The 12,436-nt window shown below is 46.2% G+C and carries 2 protein-coding genes; one reads left to right on the top strand and one right to left on the bottom strand.

Annotated features, from left to right (window positions below):
• Nucleotides 1–9: 9 nt before the first annotated feature.
• Nucleotides 10–633 carry a uridine kinase gene (gene udk, locus SKC38_RS09715; protein WP_377976939.1) on the top strand — a complete coding sequence of 208 codons (624 nt, stop codon included), beginning with the start codon at nucleotides 10–12 and terminating at the stop codon, nucleotides 631–633.
• Nucleotides 634–943: 310 nt separating this feature from the next.
• Here udk and SKC38_RS09710 read toward each other — a convergent pair whose 3' ends face one another.
• Nucleotides 944–12,433: an autotransporter-associated beta strand repeat-containing protein gene (locus SKC38_RS09710; RefSeq protein WP_377976938.1), complete on the bottom strand. Its 11,490-nt coding sequence runs from the start codon at nucleotides 12,431–12,433 to the stop codon at nucleotides 944–946.
• Nucleotides 12,434–12,436: the final 3 nt, after the last annotated feature.

The following is a 12,436-nucleotide window of genomic DNA, read 5'->3' as shown; positions in this document are numbered from 1 at the left end:
GTAGCTTATATGAGCAACATCGACAAACCATTTATTATCGGAATTACGGGAGGGAGTGCTTCGGGCAAAACGCATTTTTTGAAGCGCTTGATGGAGCAGTTTCCGGCTGATGAAATCTGTTTATTATCGCAGGACAATTATTACCGTCCGATTGAGCATCAGACCAAAGACCATAATGGTATTGAGAATTTCGATTTGCCGGGTGCTATTGATGATGAAGCTTTTGCGGCGGATGTTGAAAAATTACGTTCAGGCGAAGTCGTAACCCGACCGGAATACACATTTAACAATTCAACGAAAGTACCTGATTTATTACATTTCCATCCACGCAAAATCTTAGTGGTGGAAGGGATTTTTGTCTTTCATTTTCCAGAAGTTGCCAAATTATTGGATTTAAAAATCTTCATTGATGCCAAAGATAAGGTGAAGTTGAAGCGCCGCATCAAACGCGACAATGAGGAACGAGGTTATGACTTACAGGACGTGATGTACCGTTGGAAATACCATGTAAAACCCACATACGAAGCATATATTCGCCCACACAAACGTTCTTGTGATATCGTTATTCCGAATAACGATCATTTTGAGAGGGGATTGGAGGTTATTGTGCATTTCTTGAAAGCACAAGTATAGTGATGAGGGTAGACGCTGCCGGGGTCTGCGACCCCGGCAGCGTCACTCCGCTAACGAGCCAAAGTCCAATTTAGTATCTCCCCACTTCGATTATCATTTTCTAGATAATTCGACCTCCACTGAATCCCAGAAGACTTTTTTTTCTACGATCATCACATGTTTATCCAAGAACTTGATAAACTGCCTGCCCCCATTTTAGCTTAAAAACAACCTGATAATCTCGCGGACACGCATACTTTAATCTTAAATAGATCGTTGTGGCGGTGACGCTGCCGGGGTCTGCGACCCCGGCAGCGTCTACCCCCTCCTCCTACCGCGTATAATCCGGCACTATCTCATTACTCCCTAGTTGCACCGAGAAATGAACTGAACTATCGGCATCATTGATGATTTTGATTTGCTCCAACAAAGGCAAACTCAAACGCGTATTGATAAATAATTTACCCGCCGTACCCGGGAATCCCGTAAAATTAATCTGTCCATATTGGTTTATTCCACCCGCTGAACGCAAGACCCCATTGATGGTCACATAACGCGATGAACTTATTTGAATCATTCCCGAATCCTCCACGTTAGGGCGTTGGCCACTGGAAGGTATCGCAAAATCCCCTTCCCATCCGTAAACATTCAATAATTTGCCCGCAGTAAAAGTTCCTGGCGAAGCAAAAGTCACCCGCTGTACACCTGGCGCAAATTGTAATTGCGAATTTTCAGAAATATGCACCACACCCGTCGTCTCCGTAAATCCTTCAGTACGTAATGTTCCTCCATTGAAATAGAATGCATTTGCATTCGGAATCACCTCACTGGCTCCTAACGAAAGAACGCCACCTGACACCTTCGTGTAGCCCGTATAGGTATTATTTCCACTCAATGTCAAAGTCCCATCTCCTATCTTCTCCACCATCCCGGCACCTGAAATTATTCCTGAAACCTTCAAGCTACCTAATGCTGCCGCTTTCCCTGATTTAAATAAAAATCCTGCAGTCGTAATCGACCCCGAAATCCGCAACTCATCCGCATCTGCTGAAACAATTGCCGAAGACCCCAAAGTCACTGGTCCCGTCCAGGTATTAATTCCGGATGTACTCGCTAATGCCCCATCACCTGCCGCCATAGACCCATTTATCGTCAAAGGCTCCGCCGCCATAAAAACCCCGCCACGTATTTGCAAACTCGCACCAGCTGTCACCGATGTCCCCGCGGCCGTTGAGCCCAATGCATTCGCTGATTCCACAAATAGTTTACCAGCTGAAACCGTCGTCAAACCTGAATAGGTGTTATTCCCTCGCAACAATAAATAACCCGCTCCATCTTTAGTCAAGGTCGATGCTCCTGAGATTACTCCCGAAACATCCACATTCGAAACGCCACCTAATGTCAATCCATTCGGATTTGAAACAGCCCCCGAAATACTCAACATTCCCGCATCCGAATTAATCCGCACCGCCGGCGTACCCAAAGTTATCGCACCCGCATAAGTATTTGACCCCGACATATTCCGCAATGAACCCAACCCACCACCGGTTCCATTCAAAGTCAATGCCTCCGTCGCAACCGAAATACCTCCGTCTAATTGCAAACTAGCTCCATCCGACACAAGCGTTCCCGCTGCCGATGTCCCCAAACCATCCGCATGCTTTAAGCGAATAATTCCCTGCGAAATCGTCGTTAAACCGGTATAGGTATTCGCACTACTCAATTCCAAAATACCTGTTGGCCCATTCTTCACAAGCGCCATACTTCCCTCCAATAAACCAGAAAAATTAGTCGTCAAACTCGGATTATTATAACTCAATGTCAACGTAGCCGCATTCCGGATTGTCCCAGCTCCCGCAATCGAACCAACCGTCTCACTAAATCCACCCAAATCCCAAATCGCCCCAGATGCCACTGACACATCCGCATAATCCCAAATACTAGTCGCAGTCATTAATTTCAAGGTACCTACATTTACTTGCACAGATGGCGTCTGCACTAAAACCCCACCCGTCGTAAATCCACCATAACTGTAATTCCGCAACATGAACGTTCCCGTCCCATTCTTCACGACATTTCCTGCCTTGATGATACTCGTCGACGTTTGTCCCAAATTTTGCCCACTTGCATCCGTCAAGGCATCCGTTTCTACCGTCAAAATTCCTGGAAAAGCATTGGCATAATTACTCGCAAAGGCATTATTTCCCGCCTGTGAAGTGATATTCGAATTCGCCGTTATTCCCAAGGGCCCGATCAATGTAATATTTCCACCATTTCCTCCACCCGAATTCGTGAAGGTCGATGCATTATTACCCCCAATTGCCGTTAGAGGCCCATTTAACATGATGCCACCCACCGACTTCAACGTAATATTACCCGCATTCCCAGCCCGTGACGCAGACACATTCCCCGTATAATTCCCAGCCGAAGTGGTAATAGAACCCGCAGACGAAACCGTAACATCTCCTGTTAATGATTCAAAATATGCCTCAATCCCCGGATAGGAAGTAGCCGCGGTCGACGAACCTAAGGTCATACCCGCATACACATTGACTGTACCTCGAGCTGTCAACGTTAATTTTCGCGCAGCCGCCGAAGCATTTGATGCCGATAATGCCCCTACGACAATGATGGCGCCCGACTGGGTTCCAGAACCATTCGAAGTAAGTACAGTCACATCCCCAGTGGCCAGTTTTGTTTGGACCTCCGTCACATTCAAAATCGCATTATCCGTATTAGGCGTGAAGGTGTAAACGCCCCCAGTCAAGGCACTCCAAGTCCCATTACTCGGCGTAGCCGTACTCAAAATCACATTGCTATAACTCGTTGGATTGACTATCATATTCGCCCCAGGAACAATCTCAAACGTTCCGTCCGTAATCATATTCGCATAATGATAAGTTGGTGTAGGACTTTCAAACAAGATTTGATCGAGCACATAAGTACTCACAGATGACGTAAATTTCACCCGCCCCACCGTTCCCGGCGTCATATTCGTATAATCACCCTGCCAGCCTTTGATGCTTAAACGCTTAAAATCAAATAATTGACTGATGCTCGAAAAGATCAAATTATGTGCCGCACTTGTTCCTAATTCCAACACCGAGTTGTTAGTCAAATAAAGCGTCCCCAACGTATTGGAATAATTATTGGTGACCAAAGTTCCTCCATTGAAATAGAAGGCACTCGCCGCAGGAATAGCCTGCGCAATACCCAAATGCATCGTTCCAGCCGTCAAGCGAGTTAAGCCCGAATACGAGCTAGTCGCGTTCCAAGTCAAGCGATTCGTACTCGTTTTTTCCAAAGATCCCCCTCCCGAAATACCTGCAGTTAACACAATATTTCCAGCGCCCGTCGCAGAACCCAAGGTCAAACTAATCGAATTCGAAATGCTTCCTAAACTCAAATCACTTTCCGCATTAATATAAACCAAAGACCCTCCGGTGGTAATCGGCCCTAAAAAGGCATTCGTCCCATTAATCGACCGCAATGTTCCCGTTCCACTCGCCAAGGCGCCATTCAATGAAAGTGGCTCAGAGGCAATCGAAATACCTCCATCCAAAATCAAACTCGTCCCGGAGTTCACGGTCGTTGACCCCAGCGCAGTCCCTAAGGCATTCGCATGTTGTAAAATCAAGGTCCCAGTAGACAATGTCATCGTACCCGTATACGTATTATCTCCGCTCAAAGTCACATTACCCGTTCCACTTTTCGCAATATTCGCAGTGCCTGAAATCCGACCAGAATAGCTTTGTACAAGTGCTCCGTCCCAGGTTAAGGCACCCGTAGAAATCAATGCACCCGAATGTAGTAAACTAGTTCCTGCACCACCGATGTTCAGATTCCCTCCCATCGTTGTCGTTCCCTGCATCGTCAAATTCCCCGCATCTACCCGAATAGACGTCGCTGCGGTACCTGTTGTGATATTTCCTTGCCAAACATTATCCCCGCTCTTACTTATAAGTGCTCCCAAAGAACTTATTCCAGTTCCCGTAATCGTCAAATTTTCAGATACTTGAATCCCACCTTGGATTTGAAGCACCGCACCTGATGCGACCGTCGTAGTCCCGACCGCATCACCCAATGCCGTATTATTAGTTGCCAAAATACCCCCAGCATTCAACAAGGTCGCCCCCGAATAGGTATTCGCATTCGACAAGGTCAAAATTCCAGTACCGTTTTTCGTCAAGGCCAAAACACCGCCGCCATTTTCCAATATTCCACTGTAGGTACTCGCTAAATTATTAGCCCCCAAAGTCAACAAACTCGTCGTCGAACCACCATTTCGAATGAGACCGGAACCTGATATATTATTTACGGTCTCATTAAAATCCTTCATTTCAAATACGCCCGAGGCATTCACCGTTAAAATACTCGTATTGGTGATCGATTCCGAAGCCCCTAAACGCAAAGTTCCTGCATTCACAGTCGTATTTCCGGTGTAGGTATTTGCACCTTTGAGCATAAAAATACCGCTTCCTTCTTTGGTCAAATTCAGTCCATTGAACACACCGGCCGACTGCCCATCATTGACCCCTCCACCCGTTGTTTGGGTTGCATTTTCCGTTTGAATAATGACTGATCCTGAAATACCATTATAAACTCCACCGCTTGCGGAAGTCCCCCCATTGTTGGACACATTCGCCAGCATCGTGATTCCTGCAATACCTTTTAACAACACAGCTCCACCATTTCCCCCGTAGGTCAAAGATGTATTATTCCCTCCGATAGCTGAAATCGCACTTGCAATTTTCAGGTTTTCCGTCGCCTCCAAACTAATATCGCCAGCCGCCGGAATGGTCGTACCCGAAGAAGAAGAAAGCGTATTCGTTGTCAATGTACCCAGCACACTAATATTTTTCGCTGCTCGGAAAATCAAATTTGTCCCTTTTCCGGTGCTGCCTACCGGGCTATAAGTCAAGTTTTTGTTAAGCCAAATATTGGCACCCGCATTGACTGTTTGTGTATTAACCACCGTTGGTGTCCCCATTGCCGGCATATCCACATCGAATAATACGGAACCGTATTGCGTGCCTGTTGGGCTTGCTGTATTTATCACGACCGAATTTGTGGCCAACAAACCTCTCAACTCCGTCGCATTGATTATGGCATTGTCATCCGAAGGCGTAAACGTATAAGTCCCAGAAGCCAATACAAAGGCTCCATTGGTACGAACCTCATCCGAAATACGAATATTACTGTGACCCGTGACATTGGTAATGTCTGCCATCGGAACCAATTCTCCAGTGGCCAATTGCGTCGTGTAATGGGTACTCGGACCCGCGGCATTATAGAATCGAATTTGATCCAATTTTTCACGTATCAAGAAAGGTGAATTGCCCCAAAAAATCTGACCATCCGTACCCGAAGTTCCGGAACCATAGGCCCCAAGCCAACCATTAATCCGTAATTTCCGGAAGTTGAAATCCCCCATGGCATTAAAGGTTAAGGCATGAACTCCGGATCCCAAGGTAATCTGAGAATGATTTGTGACATGTAACGTACCTATTGTCTCTTGATAGCCATCCGTCTGAAATTCTCCGCCATCCAAATACATCACACCCGCATTCGGAATCGATTCGTTGACTGCCAAACGTAAAATTCCCGAAGCCACTTTGGTATATCCGGTAAAGGTATTTTGTGCCCCAAATTCCACCGTACTCAATCCTGTTTTCTCAAAAGCACCCCCACCCGAAATGATTCCATTGAATCGCACGGTCGTTGCATTAACTGGAGTCCCCACATTCAAAATACTTCCCGCATTGACGATATTTCCTCCTATCACTAAATTAGATTCCGGTAGAATGGTGTTCGTCGTTCCACTCAAATTAATCGTTCCATTCCATGCATTTGCCCCACCTTGTGAGACCAAACTCGCCACACCCGATGCCGTCCCCGCCAGATTCAGTACCTCAGCAGCAACCGTTAATCCGCCAGGTAAAATCAATTTAGATAAGGCCGCAATCGAAGTAGCACCCGCGCCTAAACCTAAGGCCTGATTGTGGCTAATTGTCATGTTGCCAACCTCAACAGAAACTGAGCCCGTAAAGATATTGGCATTGGTAAGCGTAATATTGCCTAGGCCGCGTTTGGTCAACGAACCCGCACCACTGATTATACCAGAGATTGTCGTTTCTGAAATGCCATTGACGATTTGGCCAACAGCCGAATTGATATTTCCAGCTATGTTTAACTGAGTCGTTCCTGTTCCTAAGTAGGTCAAAACGCCCGTTGGCACACTGATGTCTCCATTCAAATTCAAGCCTGTCGATTCAACTTTAAGGGTTGTCGCAACTGACCCAACCGTGACAGTCCCACCAATCGTCACATTACCTGTTTGTATTTGCAAAGCGCCATTCGATGAAATTCCGGTTCCGGCAATTGTAAAATTCTCCGTTCCAAAATTCAATGGCCCCTTCAATTGGGCCACGGCACCCGATAGCACAGATGTCCCTCCCGCATTTGATCCGAAGGCATTAACTTGCGAGGCAATCCAGGTACCCGCACTCACCGTGGTTAATCCACTATAGGTATTCGCATAAATTGGTTCAAAAGTACCCGATCCCATTTTGGTTAGGGATAATGTTCCGGCTCCATCTTCGATCAATCCCGTAAATGTTGTATTCGCATTATTCGAACCGAAGGTAAGCAAAGAGGCTCCCGACAAAGAACTGCGAATCGTACCTGCACCACTCAATCCCGCGATCGTCTCGCTCCAACCGGCCATATCGAAAGTAGCTCCCGATGCAATGGTTATCGCACTTGCATTGGGTAGGGATTCAGATGCACCTAAAATAATCATTCCGGCATTAAGCGTGGTCGCTGCCACATAGGCATTAGCCCCTTTTAAAGACAAGGTTCCCACTCCATTTTTTACCAAAGATGCTCCTGTAATGACACCGTTGGTCTGGCCTTCATTGTCAAGCGAAGAGGTCATTGTATTTTGTAAGGTCACATTTCCACCTGCACCCGAATTCACTGACCCATACGTTGATACTCCGCCAGCGGCGTTTAAATTACCCGCTAATGACAAACCGGCAGCCTGTAAACTCAAAGCACCTCCAGCACCCCCAAAAGCAGCCGAACTCGTACTACTATTTGCGCCACCGGCGCTTGAAACAGAACCTGTCGACGACACATAAATAGTTCCTCCAGCGACCATGTTGATCGAGGGACTTGCAATAATTGAATTTGACGCCACATTAATCGTCGATGGGCTAACACTCAAAGCAGCGTTGATTCGAATGTTTTGTCCAGCCGTAAAACTTACCGTTGGCGCCCGATTCGTCGTAGACGCCGTCGAACCCATTCCCAATGCCTGATTCACATGAATATCCCGACTAGCCGTCACCGTAAATGCACGCGCGACGGTATTGTTTGTCGTCACGGCAATCGGTTCATCGAACAAGATCGCCCCGGCCTGGCTGCCATTCGCGAAGGCAGAATTAATGACCACATTCGTCGTGCCTAAATTTGTCTGTAACTCGAGGTAATTAATATTTGCATTATCATCGCTGGCATTAAAAGTATTCGTTGAACCCGAAAGCGCCCAAGCGCCATTAAAAGTAGGCTCATTGGAAACCCGAATATTCACTTGCCCTGTCACGACATTGGCCGCACCGGTAGGGATGATTTCTCCGTCGGACAATTGCAAAGGCGCGTATTTGGCATTGCTATTGGTCTCATCGATAAAACGAATTTGATCCAATTTATCGCGCACTAAGAAATTGGTATTCTGAAGATAAATCTGACCCGCAGTTCCCGAAGTACCTCCGTTATAAACCCCTTCCCAGCCACGGATGTACAACATGCGGAAATAGAAGGTCCCCAAGGTATTCGCACGTAAAACGTGTGGCGTGGTGGGTCCTAAACGAATGCTGGAGTTGGCCGTAATATTGAACGTTCCCAGCGTTTCACTGAATCCATTCGTATTTAATTCGCCCCCGTTCAGGGTGAAAACATTATCCGGAATGACATTCGCAGCACCTAATTTCAAGGAACCGGCATTGACTTTGGTATAACCCGTATAAGTATTTAAGCCCTGCAAGGTTAATTCATTGGTACCTGTTTTTTCCAAAGCTCCCGAACCGGAAATGATTCCACTGATGAGGACATTGGCGGCACCCGTTCCTGTCGTCCGACCTAGCGTCAAACTGGTGATATTGTTTAAAATATTACCTGAAATTTCTAGACCTGATTCGGCATTAATGTAGACCAAAGAACCAAGTAACGTAATGTTGCCCGACCAACTACTTGGGCCATTTATGACGCGCATGGCACCATTTCCCGTAGAAATCGCCCCACTTAAATTCAGACTTTCGCCTAATACACTAAACCCACCATCGAGTGTCAAGTTGGCCCCTGAACTAATCGTTGTCCCAGCAGCATTCGTACCCAACGCCGTGGCATGTTTGATAATCAAATTACCTGCGGAAACGGAAACGGCACCGCTATACGTATTGGCTCCACTTAATTCCAAAAAGCCTACATCCGATTTTGTTATTCCTCCTGCCCCTGATAGGATTCCAGCAAATTTTAAACTTGTTCCCAGCACAGCAGTTGTCAAGGTTTGATTCAACGTGACATCACCCGTATGATTCCATGTACCTGTAGCTACGACCATCCGAGGACTAGCGGCTGAGGCAGTTAAAGGCCCTGCCCATGAAACATCACCACTCACCAGGCGCAATGCCCCAGCCGATGAAATACCGGTTCCCGATATCGTTAATGCTTCATTTCCAATAGCTAAATTTCCTTGCACATCCAACTCCGCACCATTGGCAACAACAGTTCCTTGGGCATCACTTCCCAAAGCGCTCGCATTGGTCATGGTAATTCTACCCGTCGATATCGTTGTTAAACCTGAATAGGTATTAGCAGAATTTAATGTCCAATTCCCTGTGCCTTGCTTGGTTATATTGACCGTTCCTGTTCCATCACTAATCGTACCACTAAATGCGGTAGATGATAAATCAATACCTGTATTTAAAACAGAACTTGCGACTCCATAGCTTCGAATATTTCCCACTCCTGAAATACTACCCACAGTCTCTGTAAAATCGCCTAATTCAAGCACGTTGGCAGTAGTCATCAGTGTTACAGCACTTAAATCCGGGATAACCCCAGCGGCAGCTAATCGAAGGGAAGATCCATCCGCCAGAATCGTCGTTCCCGAATAATCATTCATCCCACTAAATAGGTATTTTCCCGTCCCGTACAATGTAACATTTGCCCCACTTATTTTACCTAGCTGGCCATCATTCCCCTCTCCCACAGTTAAAGTAGTAGCATTTGTACTCAATAGGATACTCAATGGGGTTCCTACGTAACTGCCATTGGAATAGGCTCCTCCCCCAGCAGCGTTCAGATCTCCCAATAAACTCAAACCACCTGTACCAGTAATGGCTATACTGCCTGCGTTACCTCCTAGACCGGCCGTTGATGCGTAGGTATTCGTCACGCCGCGCGCACTAATTGACAATCCACTGCCTAATTTCACATATCCGGTAGCGTTTATCGTAATATTCCCGCTAGCTCTAGGTGTTCCAGAAATTGAAACATTCGCGGCCGTTGTCGTAACATTCGCATTCAAGTTAATATTCCCAGAGCTATTGAGAATTAATCCTATTCCAGCCAAGGTACTTGGATTGGGAGAACCCAAGTTAATCGTTTGATTCACTTGTAAATCAGCACCCGCATTGATCGTGAAATTTCGGACAGCAGTCGTATTAAAGGTAGGATTCACGATATCATCCACGATTACAATCCCTGCCTGAGAGGCTCCTGCCAAATTAGAATTGATTACAACCGATTTATCTGTGGCGAATTTTCCGGCTAACAGATTCAAATCCCCAGCGTTTATATTCGCATTCTCATCACTCGGATTAAACGTGTTGATATTACCTACTAACGTCCAAACTCCATTAATTGTAGGTTCGTTTGAAATGCGCACATTGGCCTTTCCTGAAGTGGCATTGGCTGCCCCATTCGGCACAACTTCGCCTGTAGACAAATGCAAAGGCGCATATTTATTCGTTGGGTTCGCAGGATCATAAAAACGAATTTGATCCTTTTTATCTTGGGTTAACGTGGAACTATTTCCAATGAATATTTGGCCGGCCGTTCCACTCGTTCCAGTACTGTAACTTCCTTCCCACCCATACAATTTTAGCATTTTAAAATAGAAGGTTCCTAAGGCACCAAAACGAAGTGCATGTACGGTAGATGCTCCTAATAAAATAGACGAGTTCGCACTAACGTTTAAGTTGGCAAGTGTTTGGTCAAAGCCATTTGTTTGTAATTCTCCTCCATTTAAGGTCAATGAATTCGTGTTTTTGATGGCATCAGCGATACCTAATCGCAACGTTCCTGCAGTAATTTTACTTAAGCCTGTATACGTGTTTGCGGCATTCAATAATAGAATTCCACTACCTGTTTTTTCCAAAGCACCCGCTCCGGAAATCGTTCCATTGATCGTTAAATTTCCGGTGCTTGCAGCGCTTCTTCCGACGGTCCAAAGCGTGCTCGTATTCGTAACATTTCCAATAACATTAAAATCGGATTCCGTATTCCAATACACACTAGTCCCATTCAGCGAGATATTTCCTGACCATGAACTCGCACCGTTTTTAGTCAATATAGAGCCATTGGCCGTGATGGCATTACTCGTCATCGTTAAGGATTCACCCGTCACATTCAGCGCACCATCCAAGGTCAAATTAGCCGTTGCCCCCAGAGTGGTTCCTGCCAAATTGGAGCCTAAGCCTAATTCATTTTTGATAATCGTTTGGCCATCATTCAGCGTAGTCAAACCATTGTAAGAATTAGCCCCATTCAAGGTCAAAATGCCCGCATTATTTTTCGTTACTGTTGCATTACCTGTGGCTATTTCACCTGTGATGCTTAAATTCCCAACAGTATATACAGTCAAATTTGTATTGGTTCCTTGAATAGCAACACCGCTCGAAGGCGCAATCGCTAAGCTCGCCCCCGATTCCACATACATGGATGACGCACTACCTAAATTTATGGGAGCATTCCAACTACTTGTCCCCGACATGGCGCGCAAGGTTCCCGCCGTGGAAGCAGTGTATAGCGTCAAAGGTTCACTAGAAACAGTGACATTATTTAATTGCAAATAGCCACCATTAACCACTGTAGAACCCGTTGCTGAACCTAATGACAAGGCATGACTGATTGCCAAAATACCACCCGAAATCGTCATTGTACCTGTGTAGGTATTTGCGGTCGTTGACAACGTCGTCGTACCAGCACCCATCTTTTGGAGATTAAGGACACCAGTTCCATCCTCAATTAATCCACTATAGGTAGATGTATTCGTGCCAAAACTTAGGGTAACCGGACTCGATGCGCTATTGGTAATCTTACTCGAGCTGACCCCAGCCAGTGACTTCACCGTATTGTTAAATCCATGTAGGTCAAAGGTTGTATTTGCCGCCATCGTTAAATCACTCGTTGACGGAATTCCTTCAGCAACATTCAGGACGATGGAACCTGCATTTAAGTTGGTGGCTCCCGTATACGCATTCGCTCCCCCTAAACCCAATACCCCCACGCCCAACTTCGTCACATTCACTCCCTTCAACACTCCCCCTACCAAACCATCATTCACACCACCGCCTGAGGTCAACACCCCATTGCCATCACTTAAACTGATATCGCCAGCTACGCCAACGCCCAAGCCCATACTCGCATTCACATCACCCCGCAAACTCAAGCCCCCAAAACCCGAGATACTAAGATTACCCCCATTGCCCGCCGTATAACCCGCAGCATATCCATCTCCTCCCGCACTGCTCAACAC

Origin of the sequence: Aquirufa echingensis (assembly GCF_042714525.1) — a bacterium.
In the GTDB taxonomy this organism is placed as follows: domain Bacteria; phylum Bacteroidota; class Bacteroidia; order Cytophagales; family Spirosomataceae; genus Aquirufa; species Aquirufa echingensis.
This window is presented reverse-complemented; position numbering and strand designations above follow the sequence as displayed.

Excerpts from the sequence above, each read along its gene's own strand:
- udk (WP_377976939.1), top strand. The coding sequence starts at position 10 with ATGAGCAACATCGACAAACCATTTATTATCGGAATTACGGGAGGGAGT.